Origin of the sequence: Sphingomonas sp. PP-CC-1A-547 (genome assembly GCF_003610375.1) — a bacterium.
Classification (GTDB): Bacteria; Pseudomonadota; Alphaproteobacteria; order Sphingomonadales; family Sphingomonadaceae; genus Sphingomonas.
Genome location: NZ_RAPZ01000010.1, coordinates 337,589 through 357,722, shown reverse-complemented (window position 1 = coordinate 357,722; position 20,134 = coordinate 337,589). Strand labels below are relative to the sequence as shown.

At 66.8% G+C, this 20,134-nt stretch carries 22 protein-coding genes and 1 tRNA gene; 15 read left to right on the top strand and 8 right to left on the bottom strand.

Features of this window, described 5'->3' with window-relative positions; all coding sequences use genetic code 11:
• Window positions 1–126: 126 nt before the first annotated feature.
• Window positions 127–3,150, top strand: a complete 3,024-nt coding sequence (locus C8J39_RS02435) for a TonB-dependent receptor domain-containing protein (protein WP_243649694.1) — start codon at window positions 127–129, stop codon at window positions 3,148–3,150.
• Window positions 3,151–3,322: 172 nt separating this feature from the next.
• On the opposite strand, the gene C8J39_RS02430 is transcribed toward C8J39_RS02435, so the two are convergent.
• The 4 genes from C8J39_RS02430 to C8J39_RS02415 form a co-directional block, all read right to left on the bottom strand.
• A tRNA-Thr gene (locus tag C8J39_RS02430) sits at window positions 3,323–3,398 on the bottom strand.
• Window positions 3,399–3,439: 41 nt separating this feature from the next.
• Window positions 3,440–4,315, bottom strand: a complete 876-nt coding sequence (locus C8J39_RS02425) for a hypothetical protein (protein WP_183037924.1) — start codon at window positions 4,313–4,315, stop codon at window positions 3,440–3,442.
• Complete coding sequence (locus C8J39_RS02420; protein ID WP_120299152.1) at window positions 4,299–4,640, bottom strand: MmcQ/YjbR family DNA-binding protein; 342 nt, start codon at window positions 4,638–4,640, stop codon at window positions 4,299–4,301. Before C8J39_RS02420 ends, C8J39_RS02425 begins: the two co-directional genes overlap by 17 nt.
• On the bottom strand, window positions 4,637–5,956 hold the full coding sequence (locus C8J39_RS02415; protein WP_120299681.1) for a replication-associated recombination protein A: 1,320 nt from the start codon (window positions 5,954–5,956) through the stop codon (window positions 4,637–4,639). The genes C8J39_RS02420 and C8J39_RS02415 overlap by 4 nt, the downstream gene beginning before the upstream one ends.
• A gap of 287 nt (window positions 5,957–6,243) precedes the next feature.
• Here C8J39_RS02415 and C8J39_RS19260 point away from each other — a divergent pair, with 287 nt between their 5' ends.
• The 3 genes from C8J39_RS19260 to C8J39_RS02405 are packed head-to-tail and all read left to right on the top strand — an operon-like array spanning window position 6,244 to window position 7,102.
• Complete coding sequence (locus tag C8J39_RS19260; protein WP_404969305.1) at window positions 6,244–6,378, top strand: hypothetical protein; 135 nt, start codon at window positions 6,244–6,246, stop codon at window positions 6,376–6,378.
• 8 nt (window positions 6,379–6,386) lie between these two features.
• Complete coding sequence (locus C8J39_RS02410) at window positions 6,387–6,812, top strand: PadR family transcriptional regulator (RefSeq protein ID WP_404969304.1); 426 nt, start codon at window positions 6,387–6,389, stop codon at window positions 6,810–6,812.
• Window positions 6,809–7,102 carry a DUF2218 domain-containing protein gene (locus tag C8J39_RS02405; RefSeq protein ID WP_120299151.1) on the top strand — a complete coding sequence of 98 codons (294 nt, stop codon included), beginning with the start codon at window positions 6,809–6,811 and terminating at the stop codon, window positions 7,100–7,102. Before C8J39_RS02410 ends, C8J39_RS02405 begins: the two co-directional genes overlap by 4 nt.
• Before the next feature lie 138 nt (window positions 7,103–7,240).
• Here C8J39_RS02405 and C8J39_RS02400 read toward each other — a convergent pair whose 3' ends face one another.
• On the bottom strand, window positions 7,241–8,392 hold the full coding sequence (locus C8J39_RS02400) for a glycosyltransferase family 1 protein (RefSeq protein ID WP_120299680.1): 1,152 nt from the start codon (window positions 8,390–8,392) through the stop codon (window positions 7,241–7,243).
• Window positions 8,393–8,495: 103 nt separating this feature from the next.
• Here C8J39_RS02400 and radA point away from each other — a divergent pair, with 103 nt between their 5' ends.
• From radA to C8J39_RS02365, 7 genes are all read left to right on the top strand, one after another.
• A complete protein-coding gene (gene radA / locus C8J39_RS02395) occupies window positions 8,496–9,866 on the top strand; it encodes a DNA repair protein RadA (protein ID WP_093399340.1) in 1,371 nt (456 codons plus the stop codon).
• Between the two features lie 366 nt (window positions 9,867–10,232).
• Window positions 10,233–10,565 carry a hypothetical protein gene (locus C8J39_RS02390; protein ID WP_120299150.1) on the top strand — a complete coding sequence of 111 codons (333 nt, stop codon included), beginning with the start codon at window positions 10,233–10,235 and terminating at the stop codon, window positions 10,563–10,565.
• Between the two features lie 48 nt (window positions 10,566–10,613).
• Window positions 10,614–11,174, top strand: coding sequence for a YkgJ family cysteine cluster protein (locus tag C8J39_RS02385; protein ID WP_120299679.1), 561 nt, complete (start codon window positions 10,614–10,616; stop codon window positions 11,172–11,174).
• Between the two features lie 59 nt (window positions 11,175–11,233).
• Window positions 11,234–11,800 carry a CvpA family protein gene (locus C8J39_RS02380; protein ID WP_120299149.1) on the top strand — a complete coding sequence of 189 codons (567 nt, stop codon included), beginning with the start codon at window positions 11,234–11,236 and terminating at the stop codon, window positions 11,798–11,800.
• Window positions 11,797–12,228 (top strand): iron-sulfur cluster assembly scaffold protein, encoded by a 432-nt coding sequence (locus tag C8J39_RS02375; RefSeq protein ID WP_120299148.1) that lies wholly within the window; start codon window positions 11,797–11,799, stop codon window positions 12,226–12,228. The genes C8J39_RS02380 and C8J39_RS02375 overlap by 4 nt, the downstream gene beginning before the upstream one ends.
• Window positions 12,228–13,991, top strand: a complete 1,764-nt coding sequence (locus C8J39_RS02370) for a cation:proton antiporter (protein ID WP_120299147.1) — start codon at window positions 12,228–12,230, stop codon at window positions 13,989–13,991. The genes C8J39_RS02375 and C8J39_RS02370 overlap by 1 nt, the downstream gene beginning before the upstream one ends.
• Entirely contained in the window at window positions 13,988–14,317 is a 330-nt protein-coding gene (locus C8J39_RS02365; RefSeq protein ID WP_120299146.1) for a DUF423 domain-containing protein, read from the top strand. Before C8J39_RS02370 ends, C8J39_RS02365 begins: the two co-directional genes overlap by 4 nt.
• Window positions 14,318–14,401: 84 nt before the next feature.
• Here C8J39_RS02365 and C8J39_RS02360 read toward each other — a convergent pair whose 3' ends face one another.
• From C8J39_RS02360 to C8J39_RS02350, 3 genes are read right to left on the bottom strand one after another with little or no spacing between them, the layout of a single operon-like run.
• The gene (locus C8J39_RS02360; protein WP_082444318.1) at window positions 14,402–14,542 is read right to left on the bottom strand and encodes a DUF2256 domain-containing protein; all 141 of its coding nucleotides are present in this window, start codon (window positions 14,540–14,542) and stop codon (window positions 14,402–14,404) included.
• Window positions 14,542–15,642 (bottom strand): 3-dehydroquinate synthase, encoded by a 1,101-nt coding sequence (aroB, locus tag C8J39_RS02355; protein WP_120299145.1) that lies wholly within the window; start codon window positions 15,640–15,642, stop codon window positions 14,542–14,544. Before aroB ends, C8J39_RS02360 begins: the two co-directional genes overlap by 1 nt.
• Window positions 15,639–16,202, bottom strand: coding sequence for a shikimate kinase (locus tag C8J39_RS02350; protein WP_120299144.1), 564 nt, complete (start codon window positions 16,200–16,202; stop codon window positions 15,639–15,641). Before C8J39_RS02350 ends, aroB begins: the two co-directional genes overlap by 4 nt.
• Before the next feature lie 103 nt (window positions 16,203–16,305).
• On the opposite strand from C8J39_RS02350, the gene C8J39_RS19030 reads away from it, so the two are divergent.
• From C8J39_RS19030 to C8J39_RS02335, 4 genes are read left to right on the top strand one after another with little or no spacing between them, the layout of a single operon-like run.
• On the top strand, window positions 16,306–16,440 hold the full coding sequence (locus tag C8J39_RS19030; RefSeq protein ID WP_258191373.1) for a hypothetical protein: 135 nt from the start codon (window positions 16,306–16,308) through the stop codon (window positions 16,438–16,440).
• Window positions 16,424–18,259 (top strand): hypothetical protein, encoded by a 1,836-nt coding sequence (locus C8J39_RS02345; RefSeq protein ID WP_120299143.1) that lies wholly within the window; start codon window positions 16,424–16,426, stop codon window positions 18,257–18,259. Before C8J39_RS19030 ends, C8J39_RS02345 begins: the two co-directional genes overlap by 17 nt.
• A gap of 41 nt (window positions 18,260–18,300) precedes the next feature.
• On the top strand, window positions 18,301–19,155 hold the full coding sequence (locus C8J39_RS02340) for a tyrosine-type recombinase/integrase (protein WP_120299678.1): 855 nt from the start codon (window positions 18,301–18,303) through the stop codon (window positions 19,153–19,155).
• Between the two features lie 31 nt (window positions 19,156–19,186).
• A complete protein-coding gene (locus C8J39_RS02335) occupies window positions 19,187–20,134 on the top strand; it encodes an acetyl-CoA carboxylase carboxyltransferase subunit alpha (protein ID WP_120299142.1) in 948 nt (315 codons plus the stop codon).

Here is a 20,134-nt window from a genome sequence, read left to right as displayed (position 1 = left end):
TGGCGGCGCGTTTTGACGAAACCAGTACGGGCAACCGGTATAGCGCTATCACGCAACCGGGCTTTTTTAGGGGTAGGTATGAACTTCGGCCATTCTGTTTCGCGGATCGCGCTCGTCGGATCTCTCGTGTTTTCCGCTACCACGGCATTCGCACAGGACGTGCCCGCGCAGGCCGTGACGCCCGCCCAGGCTGCCGCGAGCACGCCCGCCGAAGCCAAGGTCGAGGCGGATGCCACCACCGCAACCACCGCCGTCGATCGCGACGCGCCGAAGGACGATACGATCGTCGTTACGGGATCGCGCATCCAGCGTCCGAACATGACGTCAGCGGCCCCGATCACGTCGGTCACCGCGCAGGACATTCGCGCCCAGGCTGCGGTCAACGTCGAGGACGTGCTGAACCGCCTGCCGCAGATCGCGCCGGATAGCCAGCAGACCTATAACGACTCCGACGGTCGCCAGCGCATCAAGCTGCGCAGCCTCGGGTTCGAGCGCACGCTGGTCCTGATCGACGGCAAGCGCCTCGGCACGCAGAACGGCCAGGACGTCGGCATCATCCCGCCGTCGCTGCTCGAGCGGGTCGACGTGCTGACCGGTGGCGCCTCGTCGGTCTACGGATCGGACGCGGTTGCGGGTGTCGTCAACTTCGTCCTGAAAAAGGATTTCGAAGGCATCCAGCTCGACGGCAACTATAATTTCTACAACCACAACAACAAGGACACCGTCGTGTCGTCGCTGGCGCGTTCGTCGGGCTTCAGCAGCCCGCGCGGCCTGACCAACGACGGCGGTCGTGCCGACGTCACGCTGACCGCGGGCAAGAAGCTGTTCGACGGCGCACTGCGGATCAACGGCTTCGTCAACTACAAGCATACCGACGAAGTGTTGTTGTCGGCGCGCTCGAACTCGGGCTGCTATCTAACGCAGACCAGCCTGAACGCGCCGCTGTCGTGCGGCCTGACCCCGAGCAGCTCGACGAGCGGGCTCATCACGCCGCTCAGCGGTGCGAACGCCAACGCGCAGCTCGTCAACAACCCGAACGGCACGCGTACTTTCGTGCCGTTCGGTCCGGGTGCCGGCAACGCCTCGAACTATTTCAGCAACTATGCGTATCAGCGCCCATCCGAGCGCGTGAACGCCGGCGGCTTCGTCAGCCTCGACATCGCACCCGACGCCGAGCTCTATGCGTCGGGGATCTGGTTCCGCGACAAGTCGTACAACAACTACCCGGCGATCGCCGGCGGTAGCGTGCAGGTGAACTGCAACAACCCGTTCCTGTCGGCGTCGCAGGCAACCGCGATCTGCGGTGCTGCGGCTGGCACGGTAGCGACGGCACCGATCGATCTTCGCTATCGTCTTGGTGAGGGCAACGATCAGCCCGACGCGTATTTGAACACCGGCGTTCGCCTGACCGGCGGCGTCCGCGGCAAGGTCGGCAGCGCGTGGACGTATGACGTCGGCGGCGTCTATGCCCGCAACCACCAGGATTACACGCCGAGCTTCGTCAACGCGACCAACCTGCGGAACTCGATCAACGTCGGTGGCACGCGCGCCGCACCGACCTGCGCGACGACCACGGATCCCGCCTGCGTTCCCTTCGACGCGTTCAGCGCTGGCAATACCAACCCGGCGCTGATCGACTATCTGTATGACCAGGGCACGGCGGCAACCACCGGTACGCTGTACGACGTTCAGGCCAACGTCACCGGCGATCTCGGCAAATACGGCATCACCTCGCCGTTCGCCGAGCAGGGCGTCGCGATCGCGCTGGGTACGGAATATCGCAAGGATACGCTGAAATCGACCGCCGACAGCGTGTATCGTGCAGGCCTCGGCGGCACCGACAGCTACCTGAAGCAGGACGTCTGGGAGGCCAATATCGAGGTCCAGGCGCCGCTGGTCGAGCACAAGCGCTTCGCCGACCTGTTGCAGGTGAACGGCGGCTACCGCGTGTCGAAGTACAGCAGCAACCCGAGCACGTTCAACACCTGGAAGGTCGAGGGCATCTACGCCCCCGTCAGCGATCTGACGTTCCGCGCCTCGTTCAACAAGGCGCAGCGCGCGCCGACGGTGACCGAAATCCGCCAGGCGACCAACGTCGATTTCGCGTCGGGCGGCGCAGGCACGTTCAACGATTTCTGCGCACCGACCGTCGTCAACGGCGCCAATGGCGTGACCTACGGCGCGCCGATCGCGTCGCGCGAAGTGTGCCGTGCAACCGGCCTGTCGGATGCGCTTTACGGCAGCCAGACCTTGCTGTGCAGCAACGGCACCGCGCCGAACGGCTCGGCGGCATGCACCGTGCGCTCGGGCGGCTACACCGCCGATCCGGAGACCGCTTACACGCAGACCTATGGCCTGATCGTGAAGCCGCGGTTCGTGCGGGGGCTGGTGTTCTCGGTCGATCGCTACCAGATCAAGATCAACGATTCGCTCGGCTATAACGACTTCAGCTATTACACCGATGGCTGTCAGCGTTCGAACGGCGACGCGTTCTTCTGCCAGGGCATCGTCCGCAATCCCGGCACCGGTACGCTGTATTCGACGGCCGGCAGCAATCCATCGACTGGTTTCATTCGCCAAGGCACGACGAACTACTACACGTCGATCGCGCGCGGCTATGATTTCCAGGCGCAGTACACGCTCGACCTTGCCGGCGCCGGCAAGATCGATTGGAATTTCAACGGGTCGCTGGCGACCTTCGCAGGGGGCCAGGACTCGCCGGTCCAGCCGGAGCGTAACTGCGCCGGATACTATGGTAATGGCTGCGGACAGCTGCTCCCGAAATGGTCGCACGGCCTGCGCGCGACCTACACCACGCTCGACCGCGGCTTCAGCGCCTCGTTCAACTGGCGCTATGTCGGCTCGCTGACCAATGCCGACAATTCGGGCGACGAGGCGATCGGTGGCACGGACGCGCGCGCGCGGACCAGCTACTACCGGGTTTCGCCGAAGAGCTACTTCGACCTCGCGCTCAACTTCGCGATCGACAAGCAGTTCTCGCTGCGCCTGATCGCGAACAACCTGCTCGACAAGAGCGCGCCGATCGTTCCGGACTCGTACAACGTCGCCCTCGCGCGCACGAACACGATCCCGCAGCGCTACGACTCGCTGGGCCGCAACCTGGCGGTGGGTGCGACCGTCCGGTTCTGATCCAACTCTGGCTCGCGTCAGTCGACGCGAGCCAATGGGGCCGAATGAAGATCCTCCGTGCCCTGGGGCGCGGAGGATTTTTCATGTCGGGGATGCGGGGGGTGGAGCTCGAGCGCTACCGAACGATGCCATGCAGGTGGCGGCGGCGACATCGTTTATCGAAAGTCGGAAATGGTGCCGGTTGCAGGAATCGAACCCGCGACATCCAGTTTACAAAACTGGCGCTCTACCAACTGAGCTAAACCGGCCCTTGCGTCGGGCGCTGCCCGGTGCGTCGCGACCCCATGCTTCAAGATACGCCGAAGGTCCAGCCCTCGGTTTGCGCGATATGCGATGTCATCGCTGCCGGGTGCCAGAGTTCGGGGCGATCGGCATTGGCGCGGAGCCAGGCGGCGGTGAGGATCGCGTCGGTGGCGTGGTCGTCGTAGCGCGCAAGCGGTGCGTGCGGGTCGCTGCCGATCGCGGCCAGCGCCACGTCGAGCGCTTCGGCATCGCGGATTTTGCTGAGCCCCTTGCGGATGCCGGCGGCGCGTGCGGCGATCGTGGTGTAGATCTCGACGATCAGCGGACCTTGTGACGGCACCGGATCGAACGGCCAGACCGGTACGTGGCCGGCCAGCCTGTGTAGCACGCGCATCCCGGTCAGGCTCGACTTGCCGACCTGCGCCGCGCCAACGAGATTGAGGTTGCTGGTCGGGCTCAGCCCTTGCCGCCGCTGTGCCTCCTCGGTCACGCGGAGACGGCCGGACCCTTCGAAGAATTCGCCCTTGCGCCCGCCGTGGCGACGCAGATGCCGCGCGACCTCGTCATGATCGACGAAGCTGCTGGCCCCCAGATGCGGATCGTCCGCGCAGATCCGTTCGACCAACGCCCACAGCGTGCGCGCATCTGACGGACTCTCTGCCCAGCCGGGAAAGAAGGCGTCCTGGTCGATGAACGGAAGCGATGGCCCGAGATCGAGCCCGACCAGCGTATCCGGTGGCATCGCGTTCGCCAGCCAATCGAGCGCGGCGGTGCGCGACCAGCCGCCCTCGGCTGCGATCAGCGTCGGTGCAGCGACCCCTCGCGCGCAGATCGCGACGGCGATCCCCGATTGCCGGGGACCGACTGCGCCCGACCAGTCGATCGCGGCGAAATGGCCGAAGCGGTCAGGGGCGATCGCCATACGCCTTCCGCTGCTTGGCCGATGCCTGATCCCACCATGCGCGGCCGATCACGCGGGCAACGCGCTCGGGATCATGTGCGCCGTAGCGGACCAGCAGGCCGGGCCAGATCTCGTAATGCGCCGTCTGCCAGAAACTGTCGGGATCGGTCGCGATCAGGACGACCTTCTCGTCATGCGGGCTGCAAACGTGGAAGCTGCCATCGACATGGCCGGCGCTGACGAACATCTTGCCGCGCGTCTTTATCGCGGGCTGGCCGTACGAGGTCGACGCCTCGGTCTCGGGCAGCGACAGCGCATACTGCGCGACCGCAGCCCAATCCTTCACGAGCGCTTTTCCGCGCGCAGGCCGTCCCAATAGGCAAGCCGTTCCGCCAGGCGTTTCTCGAACCCGCGTTCGGTCGGCGTATAGAAGGTCTGTGCGCTCATCTCGTCGGGCCAGTAATCCGAGCCGGAGAACGCATCCTCCGCGTCGTGATCATACGCATAGCCCTTGCCGTAGCCGATATCGCGCATGAGCTTGGTCGGCGCGTTGCGGATCGACGCGGGGGGCATCAGCGATCCCGTCTCGCGTGCCGATTTCCAGGCGGCCTTCTGCGCCTTGTAGACCGCGTTCGATTTGGGCGCGGTCGCCAGATAGACGCACGCCTGCGCGATCGCGAGTTCGCCTTCGGGGCTGCCGAGGAAGTCGTACGTGTTCTTGGCGGCGATGCACTGGACCAGCGCCTGTGGGTCGGCGAGGCCGATATCCTCGACCGCGGCGCGCGTCAGGCGGCGGAGCAGGAACAGCGGTTCCTCGCCCGCGGTCAGCATCCTCGCGAGATAATAGAGCGCGGCCTGCGGGTCCGACCCGCGGATCGATTTGTGGAGCGCGGAGATGAGGTTGTAATGCCCCTCGCGATCCTTGTCGTACACCGCGACGCGGCGTTGCAGGAAGTTCGACAGCCCGGCGGGATCGAGCGGTTCGGGCAGGTTGACCGAGAACAGCGTCTCCGCCTGGTTCAGCAGGAAGCGGCCGTCGCCATCGGCGCTGGCGATCAGCGCATCCTTGGCGGGCGGGGTGAGGGGCAGGGGGCGCTCCATCTCCGTTTCGGCTCGGTCGAGCAACTGTTCAAGCGCACCGCGGCCGAGGCGTTCGAGGATCAAAACCTGCGCGCGGCTGAGCAGTGCGGCGTTGAGTTCGAACGACGGGTTCTCGGTGGTCGCGCCGACCAACGTGACCGTGCCGTCTTCGACATAGGGCAGGAAGCCGTCCTGCTGCGCGCGGTTGAAGCGGTGGATCTCGTCCACGAACAACAAGGTGCGCTTGCCGATCTTGGCGTGCTCGCGCGCCTCGGCGAAGGATTTCTTCAGGTCCGCCACGCCGGAGAACACCGCCGAGATCGCGACGAACCGCAGGTCGACCGCGTCGGCGAGCAGCCGCGCGATCGTCGTCTTGCCGGTGCCGGGCGGGCCCCACAGGATGATCGAGGACAGCCGTCCTGCCGACACCATCCGCCCGATCGCGCCTTCGGGGCCGGTGATGGGATCCTGCCCGACCACCTCGCTCAACGTGCGCGGACGCAGGCGGTCGGCGAGCGGCGCGTTTTCGGGATGCGTTTCGATGGGGGCGGCGGGTTCGAAGCCCGCGAAGAGGTCGGCCATCGAGGGAAGATAGGGGCCGGGGGCCGGTTTGCCCATCCGTCTGCCATCCGAGCGTAATCGTCCCCCTCCCCCGTATCGTCATCCCCGCGGAGGCGGGGATCCATACTGGCTGACGGCATGCATGTTCGCTCAGTTCGAGGGTCTGGGTCCCCGCCTCCGCGGGGATGACAGGGGAAGGAGACATAAAAATTACCGCGTACCTCTTGAACCGGAAACAGTCTGCGATATATCGCAACTTATGAATGAAGATATATCGGAGAACACTCAAATGCGTTTTGGTATGGGATATGGAGCCTGGACCGGTGGCCCGCGGGCTGATGGCGAAGGCCGGGGTCGGCCGGGTCACGAAGGTCATGGTCGACATGGACACGGACGCGGCGGCCCTGGTGGTCGGCGGCGGCTGTTCGATGGCGGCGAGCTGAAGCTCGTGATGCTGAAGCTGATCGCGGATGCGCCGCGACACGGCTACGACCTGATCCGCGAGATCGAGGGGCTGACCGGGGGTGGCTATGCGCCGAGCCCGGGCGTCGTCTACCCGACGCTTAGCATGCTCGACGAGATGGGGCTGATCGAGGAGCAGCAGTCGGAAGGCGCGAAGAAGCGCTTTGCGGCCAGCGACGAGGGCCGAGCGCATCTCGCCGAGAATGCGGCCGTGGTGGACGGCCTGTTCGCGCGGCTGGCGGCGGTCGGGGCGGAGTCCGAGCGGACCGATGGTGCGCCGATTCGGCGGGCGATGGGTAATCTGCGGCAGGTGCTCCAGCACCGGCTGATGCGCGAGGACGTCAACGAGGATACGCTGCACGAAGTCGCGGCATTGCTCGACGAAGCCGCACAGAAGATCGAGCGGCTCAAGTGAGCGTCTCGGTCGCACGCGTGCCGACGCATTCGGCGAGCAAGTATCTCCAGCAGCTGGCCAAACACTGGAGCCACAAGATGGAGGTCACCTTCTCGGAGGAAGAGGGCCGCATCGCCTTCCCGAACAGTGCCGTGCTGGAGATGCGCGCGGACAGCGAATCGCTCGATGTCGGGCTGACGGTACCGGAGGGCGGGGACGTCGACCGGATGCGGGAAGTGGTTTCCAGCCACCTCGACCGCTTCGCCTTCCGCGAGGCGCCGCTGACGTTCGACTGGGTTACGGCGCCCTAGGCATAGTGCAACCTGCTCCCCTCCCTGAAAGGGAGGGGCTGGGGGTGGGTAGGCCGGTTTGAGCCATCTACCCCTGAACATGCGGAAGCCGACCCACCCCCAACCCCTCCCCTCCAGGGAGGGGAGCAGGTCAGGGCATCACTTACCCCGCCGCGCCATCACCGCGAGATACGTATCCAGCACGGTCTGGTTGATCGTATCCCACAGATACCCGGCAGCCTTGTCATGCCCGGCCCACCCCATGGTCTCGCGCAGGCCCGGCTTCGACACGATCCGCCCGATCGCATCCGCGTACCCGGCAATATCCGTTGGCGGCACTAGAAACCCCGTCACGCCATCATCCACCAGTCCGACAGCGCCCGACGCGCGGGCGGCAACGACGGGCACACCTGCCGCCATCGCCTCCAGCGTCACGTTGCCGAACGTCTCGGTCACGCTCGGATTGAAGAATACGTCCATCGACGCGACCGCGCGGCCGAGATCGTCGCCTGACTGGAACCCCGCGAACACCGCGCCCGGGACGCGGCTCGCAAACCACTCGCGCGCGGGGCCCTCGCCGATCACCAGCACCTTGTGCGGCACGCCGCGCTGTTCCAGCTCGCGGATCACGTCGGCGAAGACGTCGAGCCCCTTTTCCTTCACCAGTCGCCCGAGAAACCCAACTGCGACCTCGCCGTCGGCAATCCCGCGCGCGCGGCGCCACTCAAGATCCCGGCGTGTCGGCGTGAAGCGATCGTGGTTCACGCCGCGCGACCAGATCGCGGTCGGCGTCGTCACGCCCCAGTCGCGCACGATCTCCGCCATGCCGCGTCCCGGCACCAGCACCTCGTCCACGCGGTTGTAGAAGCGCTTGAGGATCTTAACCATCACGGGCTCGAAGAACGCCATCTTGTAATAGCGAAAATATGTCTCGAACCGCGTGTGCAGCGACGCGACCGTCGCGATGCCGTTGCGCCGGCCATAGCTGATCGCGCGATGCCCCAGGAAATCGGGCGCCGACACGTGGACGATGTTCGGTGCGAACGCATCGAGGTCGCGGCGGATTGCGGCAGGCAGCCCACGCGCCATCTTGTATTCGCCACGCCCGGCCGGCAGCGGCAGCGACGGCACCGCGACCAGATCGCCGGTCGGCGGGAAGGCCGGCCTGGCGTTCGTCGGCGAATAGACACGCACCGTCACGCCCTTCGACAGCAGATGGCCGACGAGCAGATTCAGCGCCTGGTTTGCGCCATCGCGTACGTAATTATAGTTGCCGCTGAACAGGGCGATGCGCAGGTCGGTGGCGTGCATCGTCGCGCGGATAACGCCGTGTGCCGTCAAGCGCCACTAAATCCGCAACACAGGACGGCCGCCAGCCATTGATGTTCCCGTATCGTTCTCGTACATCACTCGGATGGCGAAACCCCAGAAGCGTTATGTGTGTCAGGCCTGCGGATCGGTGTCGCACCGCTGGGCGGGGCAGTGCGCCGATTGCAGCGAGTGGAACACGCTGGTCGAGGAGGCGAACACCGCCGCTACGCCGTTCCATTCCAAGCATAATCTCCAGACCGGCGGGCGCGCGATCCAGCTTGTCGGGCTCGATGCGGAGATCAAGCTGCCCGACCGGATGGCGACGGGTATCGCCGAACTCGACCGCGCACTGGGGGGCGGGTTCGTCGAGGGCTCGGCGACGCTGATCGGTGGCGATCCGGGGATCGGCAAGTCGACGCTGTTGTTGCAGGCGGCTGCGAAGATGGCGCTCGCCGGCCAGTCGGTCGCGTACGTTTCTGGCGAGGAAGCGGCGGATCAGGTGCGTCTGCGCGCGCGACGGCTCGGGCTCGGCAATGCGCCGGTGCAGCTCGCGGCGGCGACCTCGACACGCGACATCCTGACGACGTTGCAGACGCGGCCGCCCGCGATGCTGGTGATCGATTCGATCCAGACGATGCACTCCGACCTGATCGAGGGCGCGCCGGGGACAGTGAGCCAAGTGCGCGCGTCGGCGCAGGAGCTGATCCGGTTCGCTAAGGAGCGCGGGACGGCCGTGGTGCTGGTCGGGCACGTGACGAAGGACGGATCGATCGCCGGCCCGCGCGTGCTGGAGCACATGGTCGATACGGTGCTGTCGTTCGAGGGCGAGCGCAGCCATCAATACCGCATCCTCCGCGCGATCAAGAACCGCTTCGGCGGGACCGACGAGATCGGCGTGTTCTCGATGCAGACCGAAGGGCTGGCAGAGGTCGGCAATCCGTCGTCGCTGTTCCTGACGCACCGCGACGATGCGATGACGGGGGCGACGGTATTTCCGGCGCTGGAGGGGACTCGGCCGGTGCTGGTGGAGATTCAGGCGCTGACAGTCCGATTGGCTTCAGGGGCAACACCACGGCGCGCGGTGGTCGGCTGGGATTCGGGACGTCTTGCGATGATTCTGGCGGTGCTGGAGGCGCGGTGTGGGCTGAGCTTCTCCAATGCCGAAGTGTATCTCAACATCGCGGGCGGCTACCGCGTGCAGGATCCGGCGGCGGATCTGGCGGTGGCGGCTGCACTCATCTCAGCGATGTCGGAGCGGCCCGTGCCGGTCGACGCGGTTGCGTTCGGCGAGGTCGCGCTGTCTGGAGAGATCCGCCCGGTCGCGCATGGGCCGCTTCGATTGAAGGAGGCGAGCAAGCTCGGCTTCGAACGCGCCTTGGTGCCGGCGTCGATGACGGGGGAGAAGAGCGGGATGAAGCTGTCGGGGTTCAAGACGCTGGCGTCGTTTGTCGACCACATGATGGGGCGGGGGTAACCCACTCTAGGAAGGCAGCTTGTTTCCCCGCGAAGGCGGGGACCCAGACTGGGCTCCCGCCTTCGCGGGAGAACAAGGCAGCGTTAGTGACGGTGTTGGGTCAGTACCTTTACGACGGGGATAGCTCCGGTTCGTCATCAACGTTCCTAGTCACCACCCCGGCGGAGGCCGGAGCCCAATTGGGAAACGCTGCTGGCGACCGCTGCGCTTCGTTATCACGACCTCTCCAATTGGGCCCCGGCCTCCGCCGGGGTGGTGTAGTGAGGACCGTTGTCGGTCATCGGTCGATTGAGCTGCACACGACGTCATCGTGGCGGGCAGGTTCGGCCAAGCGGCGAACGCATGGCCTCTCGCGACAGCCATGCTATGGCCGCCCGCATGGCGAACACGAAAAGCAATACCGGTACCGTCGAGGTCGATGGCACCCGATACGACTGGCACCTTCAGCGCGAACCGCAACACACGGATGCCGAAGGCTGGAAGGGCATGACGATCTCGCTGTTGCAGGACGATGCCCAGCGCGAAGCCCTGCTCGAGTTCCCGGCGCCGAAACGCCTGTTGAAGGGCTTGCCGCGCGGGCGGCTCCAGATCGACGACGCGACGATCGCTCGCGGTGTGCGGGCGGCGTTGGCCGCGGGATGGGAGCCGATGTCGCGCGGCAAGCCGATGGTCTTCACGGTGGATTCCGAAGGAAATTGAACCGTGGATCGGCGTGAAACCCCGACCCCGACGGACGCACGCACGCGGATGCAACCCCATACCGACGTGGAAACCGCGCTGCTGGGACCGATCCTGCCCGATCGAGAGTGCGGAGATTGCACCGCGTGCTGCACCGAACTGACCGTGGACACCCCCGAGTTCGCCAAGCCCGCGGGAACGCCGTGCATCCACCTCTCCAATAAGGGGTGCGGAATCCACGCCGTCCGCCCGCGCATCTGCCGGACCTGGTTTTGCGCCTGGCGCCGGGTCGCGAGCCTGCCCGACGAGGCACGGCCCGACCGGTCCGGGCTTCTCGTGTCGCTCAATTTCGTCAAGGAACCGCAGAACTGCCTCGAAGGCGTCTCGATCAATGTCCGCGTCCTCGCCGGCAGCGACGCGATCGCGAACGGCATGGCGGCCGCGGTGCTCGACAGCGTGTGCGACCAGCTGGTCCCGGTCTGGTTCAGCGACGGGTCGAAGAAAATGCTGATGCATCCCGACACCGACGTCGCCCGCTTCGTCCTCTCGGGCGAGGCTGCACCCGCGCATCTGCAGGACGAAGTCGCCGCGTGGCGGGAGCGCTACGGTGTGTTCGGTTTGAACCACTAGAGCGCGTCGGTCGCCGCGCGCACTAGCGGTTCGCGCCGAGCGTCCCTATTCCAGAGACCATGAACCTCACCGCCCTAGACATCGTCGTCCTGATCGCCGTCGCCGGGTCCGCGGTGCTGGGGCTCGTGCGCGGGTTCGTCACCGAAGTGCTGTCGATGTTCGCCTGGGTGGCGATGGTGGCGATGTTGAAGCTGTTCCACATCCCGCTCGCCGCCGCGCTGTCGCCTATGGTCGGCACCGTCGGTGGCGCCGCGGTGCTCGCTTTCGCGATCATCACCGGGGTCACGTATATCGGCGGGCGGCTGGTCGCCAACGCGATCGGGGCGCGGACGCGGACGTCGATCTTGGGGCCAGTCGACCGGGCGCTCGGCTTCGGGTTCGGCGCCTTGAAGGGGCTTATCCTTGCGAGCCTCGTTTTCCTGCTCGCGACGCTCGTCATGGACACGATGAGCGGCGGCCCGTCGCGGCGGCCGGGCTGGATGACGACGTCACGGACCTATCCGCTGCTCAACGCGACCAGTGCGGGGATCGCCGATTTCGTCGACCGCCGCCGCCGCGGCAAACCCGTCTTCGGCGCGACTACGCCGCCTTCCAAATCCGATAACGCAAGCGAACCGAAGCCATGAGCGCGCCCCTTTACAATGCCGAGATCTTACGCCTCGCCGCGACGATCCCGCATCACGAACGCCTGCTTGAGCCGATGGCGACCGCAGAGCGACGCTCGCCGATCTGCGGCAGCCGTGTGACGATCGACGTCGCGGTCGACGACGAGGGCAAGGTCAGCGAGGTCGGCCTGCTGGTCCGCGCCTGCGCGCTAGGCCAGGCATCGTCGTCGCTGCTGGCGTCGAACATCCTCGGCCGCACCCCCGCCGAACTCGCCGCCGTACGCGATGCTTTGACGGCATGGCTTGCGCGCGAGGGCGACGCGCCCGATTGGCCGGGGATGGACGTCTTCACCCCCGCGCTCGACTATACCGCGCGCCATCCCTCGATCCGGCTCGCGTTCGAAGCCGCGGCCGAGGCTGCCGACACCGCTGCAAAGGCGAAAGTCTGATGGCGGAGGGGACGGCACCGTCGCTGCTCCGCGACGGCGTCGTATTGCTCGGGTTCGGGCTAATGTTCGTGCTGCTGTTCCGCCGGCTCGGCCTCGGTGCGACGCTGGGGTATCTGGTCGCGGGTGCGGTCGTCGGGCCGCATGTGCTCGGCCTGGTCGGCGATGCTGAGTCGAAGCTCGGGTTCGCCGAACTCGGCATTACGCTGCTGCTGTTCATCGTCGGTCTCGAACTGAATCCGTCGCGGCTTTGGAAGATGAAGGAGGAGATCTTCGGTCTCGGCCTGCTCCAGGTCGCGATCTGCGGCCTCGCGATCACCGGGATCGTCTGGGTCGGTGCGAAGTTCTCGCTCCCCGCGGCGCTCGCGCTCGGCCTGCCGCTGGCGCTGTCGTCGACTGCGCAGGTGCTGCCGATGCTCCGCTCGTCGGGGCGGATGAAGACCCCGTTCGGTGAGCGGGCCTTCTCGATCCTGCTGTTCCAGGACCTCTCGATCGTCCCGCTCATCACGATCGTGGCAGCGATGAGCCGCAACCCCGCCGATGCGAATGCGCCCCCCGGCTGGCTGCTCGCGATCTACACCGTGCTCGCGGTCGTCGGCCTCGTCGTCGCGGGACGCTTCCTGCTGCGGCCGTTCTTCCGGCTGATCGGCAATCTCGGCGAGCGCGAGATGTTCGTGTTCGCGGGGCTGTTCACGGTCATCGCCAGCGCCGCGATCATGGAATGGCTCGGGCTGTCGACCGCGCTCGGGGCGTTCATCGCCGGCGTGATGCTCGCGGACAGTCCGTATCGCCACGAGCTCGAAGCCGATGTCGAGCCGTTCCGATCGATCCTGCTCGGGTTGTTTTTTCTCGCGGTCGGGATGGTGCTCGATCTCAACGCGATCGCCGAACGCCCGTTCTTCGTGATGGCGATGGCCGCCGCGCTGATCGCGACCAAGACCAGCGTCATCATGCTGATCGGCATGGCGTTCAAGATGACGTGGCGGCAGGCATTCGCGCTGGGGCTGTTACTGAGCCAGGGCGGCGAGTTCGGCTTCGTGCTGTTCGCGCAGGCGCAGGCCGGGCTGCTGATCGAACCGCAGGCGGCGAGCTTGTTCGGCGCGATCATCACGCTGTCGATGGCGACGACGCCGTTCCTCATGGGGATCACGCGGCGCTTCCGGACCGAGCCGATCGCCGAGGGGCAGGAGCGCGACGGCCCCAAGGTCGACGGCGCGAACGCGATCATCGTCGGCTATGGGCGGTTCGGCCAGACAGTCGGCCAGATGCTGCTCGCGCAGGATATCCCGGTGACGCTGATCGACACCGATATCGAGATGATCGACATCGCCGGCGAGTTCGGTGCGAAGGTCTATTACGGCGACGGCACGCGGCTCGACCTGTTGCGGCAGGCGGGCGCGTCGGAGGCGGAGATCATCTGCTTCTGCATGGACGGCGACCAGCTCGATCCGGACACGATCGAGGGTGTGCACGAGGCCTTCCCGGATGCCGCCATCTACGTGCGTGCGTTCGATCGCCGCGCTCTGGTCAAGTTGAAGAACACGTCGGCGACCGCGGTGGTGCGCGAAGTGATGGAGTCTGCGGTGAAGATGGCGCGCCTGGTCATGCGCGGGCTCGAGATCGCACCGGCCGATATCGACCGCGCGGAGGAGCAATACCGCGCGCGGGACAAGGAGCGGTTGCAGTTGCAGATCGACTCCGGTGACATGCGCGCGGCACGTGCCGAGACCGCCAAACGCTTTCCCTGGGGGAATGATACGCAATGATTATCGCTATCTTGGCGGCGCTGTCCGGCGCGATCGCGGTCGCGGCTGGGGCTTTCGGGGCGCACGGCGCGAGTGGGTCGGCGGCGGAATGGCTGAAGACCGGGGCGCAGTATCAACTCGTCCACGTCGTCGCGGCGCTGGTGGCGATCCGGATGGAGGCGCGGGGGCCGGCTTGGCTGTTCGTGGTCGGCGCGGCGATCTTCGCGTTGACGTTGTATTCAATGGCGCTGGGTGCGCCGCGGTGGTTCGGCGCGATAACGCCGATTGGCGGGGCGTTGCTGATCGGCGGGTGGTTGTGGCTGGCTTGGAGTGCGGCTCGCCCCTAGCAGAATTGTTTCCCCGCGAAGGCGGGGACCCAGTCTGGGCACCCGCCTTCGCGGGTGAACAAACCTCTTGCGGGTACTGGAACGCTACCGCTTCTTCCGGCACGCGTCGGAGCAGTAGATCACGCTGTCCCAGTCTCGCGCCCACTTCTTGCGCCAAGTGAACGGCCGCTCGCACGCCGGGCACACTTTCGTCGGCAGGTTCTGCTTGGCGACACCGTTGGGCATCAGCGGGGCTGCGCGTCGAGGAAGGTCTCGACGTCGGCGAGGTCGACGGTCTTGTCGAGATAGGTCTGGCCGATCCCTCGCGCGAGCAGGAAGGGGAGGGTGCCCGCCGCCATCTTCTTGTCGTGCCGCATGTGATCGACCAGCCGCTCACCGCTCGCGCCGATCTTCGCTGCCGCGAGACCGTCCGGGAGCCCAACGTCGCGCCAGTGGGCGGCAACACGCTCCGCATCCTGACCCGAGCAAATCCCCTTTGATGCCGAGAACCCGAACGCCAGCGAACAGCCCGCCGCGACACCTTCGCCGTGGATCAGCGCCTGCGAGAACCCGGTCTCCGCCTCCAGCGCATGGCCGAACGTGTGCCCGAGATTGAGCAACGCTCGGATGCCGTTCGTTTCATGCTCGTCAGCCGCGACGATCCGCGCCTTGGCCGAAACGCTGTGTGCGATCGCGTACTCACGCAGCCCGATGTCACCGCCCAGCAACGCGGCACCGTTCGCCTCGCACCATTCGAAGAACGCGAAGTCGTCGATCAGGCCGTATTTCACGACCTCCGCGTAACCTGCGCGCAGTTCCCGGATTGGCAGCGTGTCGAGCACCTGCGGATCGATCAGCACCATCACCGGCTGATGGAACGCGCCGATCAGGTTCTTGCCGGCCTTCGTGTTGATCGCGGTCTTGCCGCCGACCGAGCTGTCGACCTGCGCGAGCAGGCTCGTCGGGATCTGCACGAAGTTGCACCCGCGCTTGAGGATCGAGCAGGCGAACCCGACCAGGTCCCCCATCACGCCGCCACCCAGCGCAACGACGTGATCGCCGCGCTCGACACCGAGTTCGAGCAGCCGGTCGCACAGCATCTCCAGCGTCGCCCAGCTCTTGCTGCCCTCGCCCGGCGCGAGGACAATCGCCTCCGACGTGATCCCCGCAGCGGTCAGCGAAGCCTGCAACGTCGCGAGATGCACCGACAAATTCTCGTCGGTGACGATCGCCACCCGCCGGCCCTTCGCGAGCGGCTCAAGGAACTCGCCAGCCCGCGCGAGAATCCCCGCTTCGATATGGATCGGATAGGTCCGCGCACCCAGTTCGACGGTAACGGTCTTCATCGGCCAAGCGCTCTCAGGATAGCGGCGACGGTCGCTTCGTGCGGCGTCTTGTTGCTGACAATATGGATGTGCGCCTGCGCGTAGATCGGGTTGCGGACGCGCGCCAGTTCGGCGAGCACTTTCCCCGCGTCGCGGTTGCGCAGCAAAGGACGCGTGTCGCGCCGGCCGACCCGTTCGACCAGGATGTCGGGATGCGCGCTGAGCCACACCGACACTGCATCGCGCAGGATCAGCGCCCGTGTGTCGTCGTTGATGAACGCGCCGCCGCCGGTCGCGATGATCTTGGGCGTGCCGTCGATCAGCCGTGCGATCACGCGGCGCTCGCCATCGCGGAAATAGTCCTCGCCGTATTTGGCGAAGATCTCGGCGACGGTCATCCCCGATGCGGCCTCGATCTCATGGTCGGCATCGACGAACGGCAGGTTCATGCGCAGCGCGAGGCGGCGGCCGACGGTGGTCTTGCCGACGCCCATCAACCCGACGAGCACGATCGGGCGATCGATCGGGGCAGGGCGGCGACCGCCCGAAGGTCCGCCGGAAGGGTTGTGGCTTTGCAACATCGTAGCCCGCGCTATACAGCGGCACCGCGCGAGGGCAAAAGCTCTTGGCGCGCGATATTTCGCCGATCGTTCACTACCCCCGTCCACTACAAGGTTACGTCGTATGTCCCGTTTCATCGTCTCGGTCGTCGTCGTTCTTGTGGTCGTGGTCGGCGGCCTGTTCCTGCTGGCAGGACGCGCGACCGAGCGTCCGCAGAGCCACGTCGAAAAGGCCGTGACGCTTGCGAACCTCTCTTAAGGCATCCTTAGCGGCGGCGGTTGCCGTCGGAGCCTTGGTCGCGCTGGCACCGGCGATCGGGCAGGATCGGCCCGAATCGATCCTGCCGCCGGGGTTCGGCGAACCGACGCCCGCTCCTGCACCACGACCGACGCCGCCTGCCGGTACGCAGCCGACCCGTCCGACCGATCCCGCGCAGCCGGCCGCTCCGGCTCCGGCACCCGCGCAACCGGGTGCGATGATCCAGCCGTTGCCGCCGACGACGCCGGGCGATGCGCCGCTGGTGCCCCCTGCCGCGACGCCGGCGCCGGTCGATCCGGCCGTGCTCGCGCAGTACGAGATGCCGGCGTCCGCGCGGCGCTCGCTCGCGACGGTAGGGCCAGTCACGGCGAGCGAAGGCGGTCTCGATACCGATGCCTTTGGTGAAGCGGACGGCCAGTATGTCGAGATGCTGATGCGCCGCCTGAGTGCACCGCTGCCGTCGCGCTGGATGTCGATCCTGTTGCGCCGCGCGCTGGTGTCGCATGTCGATACGCCCAGCCGCACCAACGGCGCCGACTTCGCCGCCGAGCGCGCGTGGCTGTTGCTGCGGATGGGCGAATCGGTCGCCGCGCGGGCGGTCGCGCAGACCGTCGACACCGACAATTATACGCCGAAACTCTATCAGGTCGCGATGAACACCGCGCTGGCGACGGGCGATCCGGCGGGCCTGTGTCCGCTGGTCACGGGTGCGATGCGCTACGCCCCGGCGCGCGGCTGGACGATGGCGCAGGCGATGTGCGCCGGGCTGTCGGGCAATCCCGCGCAGGCGAGCCCGCTGATCGCGACCGCCAAGCGGCGCAACGTCGCCAGCGGCGTCGACCTGCTGCTCGCGCAGAAAGTCGTCGGTGCGGGCGCGCAGGGGCGTCAGGCCGTGACGATCGAATGGGACGGCGTCGACCGGCTGACCGCGTGGCGGTTCGGCCTCGCGATGGCGACCGGCGTTACGGTACCCGACGAGTTGTACGGCACGGCGGGTCCGCAGGTGAAATACTGGCAGGCGCTGTCGCCCTCCGTCGCGCTCGGCGATCGACTGGCCCCGGCGGAGGCTGCGGCGGGGCAGGGGGTGCTGTCCAGCGCGGCGCTCGTCGATCTTTATGCTGCGGCTGCGACCGACGACGATACGCAGAGCGGCGCGACCGCGACTGCCAACGATCTCCAGACGGCCTATGCCGACCGCAACCCTGATTCGCGACTCACCGCGCTGCGTCAGTTGTGGGGCGGTGCGAACGCGCGTCCGAGCTATGCGCGTCTCGTGCTGACCGCGCGCGCGGCGGCACGGTTAAACCCCAATCTGGCGAAGGCTGACGCGGATCTGCTGGTCGCATCGATGCTGTCCGCCGGGCTCGATCGCACCGCGGCGCGTTGGCTGAGCTCGGTACCCGCCGGCAGCGACGCCTGGGCGATGATCGTGCTTAGTGATCCCGACGTCAATCGCCGCCTGAGCTATTCGGACCTTGCGTCCTATACCGGTGGCGAGGGCGATTCGGCGTTGAAGCAGCGCATGCTGTTTGCAGGGTTGGCAGGCCTCGGTCGCCTCAACCAGGGCGATATCGAACGCGCGGCACAGTCGCTCGGCGTCCGGATCGGCGCGGACAATGCCTGGACGCGGGCGCTCGATCGTGCGGCGCGCGACGGCCAGGCCGGGACGGTCGTCCTGCTCGCAGCCGTCGGTATGCAGGCCGGGAGCTGGAAAGACATCCCCCCGGAGGCGCTGTACCGCATCGTCGGCGCACTGCGCAGCGTTGGTCTCGACGGCGAAGCGCGGATGATCGCGGCCGAGGCGATCGCGCGCGCGTGAGCCACGGTAGCGATCGCGCGCTGATCGACCGGTTCCTGGAAATGATGACTGCGGAGGTCGGTGCCGCGGCCAACACGGTGGCGGCGTATCGCAGTGACCTGACGCTCGCCTCGCAAGCGCTGGAAGGCGGATTGGCCGACGCGGATGCCGACGCGTTGGCCAAGCTGGCGAGCGGGTGGTCGGCCTTGTCCCGTTCGACCGTGGGGCGAAAGTCCGCCTCGCTCCGCCGCTTCTTCGCGTTCCTCGCCGATGAAGGCCACCGCGCCGACGATCCCGGCAAGGCGCTTCCGCGGCCGGGCACAGCACGCACCTTGCCGAAGATTCTCAGCCACGCCGACGTCGACCGCCTCTTCGCCGCGATCGCCGAGCGTGCCGCCCGCGATCCGCTCGACCCCAACGACCTGCGCCTTTCCGCCTTGTTCGAACTTCTCTACGGCTCCGGCCTGCGTGCGACCGAACTCGTCAGCCTGCCGCGCAACGCGGTCCACCCCGACCGCCCTTTCCTCATCCTGCGCGGCAAGGGCGGGCGCGAACGGCTCGTCCCCATCTCCGATCGGGCGCGCGCCGCTGTCGCCGTCTGGCGCACCCATGTCGCGACCGATCGTCTCTGGTTGTTCCCATCGGGCAAGGGCCATCTCTCGCGCATCCGCCTATATCAACTCGTGAAGGCGATCGCCGCCGAGGCAGGCATTCCCCCCGACCGCGTCAGCCCGCACGTCCTTCGGCACGCCTTCGCCACGCATCTGCTCGCAGGCGGCGCCGATCTGCGCGCGCTGCAATCGATGCTCGGCCACGCCGATATCGCCACCACGGAGATCTACACGCACGTCGATTCGAGCCGCCTCGTCGAACTCGTCAACACGCGTCACCCGCTCGCGGATATGCCGCCGCGTTGACGCGAGCGATCCCGCGCCGTAACCGCCGCTGATGCCAAGCTTCCTCGACTTCGAGAAACCGATCGCCGAACTCCAGGGCCGGATCGACGAACTCCGCGACACCGCCGCCGAAGGCAGCGTCGACCTCGCCACCGACATCGCCCGCTTGCAGGCGAAGTCCGACAAGCTGCTGAAGGACACGTTCGCGCGCCTGACTCCGTGGCAGAAGACGCAGGTCGCGCGCCATCCCGATCGTCCGCACTTCAAGGATTACGTCGCCGCGCTGTTCGACGAGTTCGTGCCGCTCGCCGGCGACCGCGCCTTCGGCGACGACCAGGCGATCATTGGCGGCTTCGCGACGTTCCGCGGGCGGAAAATCATGGTGCTCGGCCACGAGAAGGGCGACGACACCGCCAGCCGCCTCCGCCACAATTTCGGCATGGGCAAGCCCGAGGGCTACCGGAAAGCGATCCGCCTAGTCGAACTCGCCAACCGATTCGGACTGCCGATCATCACGTTGGTCGACACCTCCGGTGCGTTCCCCGGCATCCAGGCCGAAGAGCGCGGTCAGGCGGAGGCAATCGCCCGCTCGACCGAAGCGTGCCTCAACGCCGGCGTTCCGATCGTCTCGGCGATCGTTGGCGAAGGCGGCTCGGGCGGCGCGGTCGCGCTGGCCGCGGGCAACCGCGTGCTGATGTTCGAACACGCGATCTATTCGGTGATCAGCCCTGAAGGCTGCGCGTCGATCCTGTGGCGCACCGCGGACAAGGCACCGGAAGCGGCCGAAGCGATGCGGATCACTGCGCAGGACCTAAAGTCGTTCGGCGTGATCGACGATATCGTCCCCGAGCCGCTGGGTGGCGCGCACCGCGACCGCGCGGCCGCGATCGAGTCGCTGGCCGATGCGCTGTCGTCTGCGCTCAGGGACCTTGCCCCGCTCACACCGAGCGAACTTCGCAAGGACCGCCAGGCCAAGTTCCTCAAGATGGGCCGTCTCTGA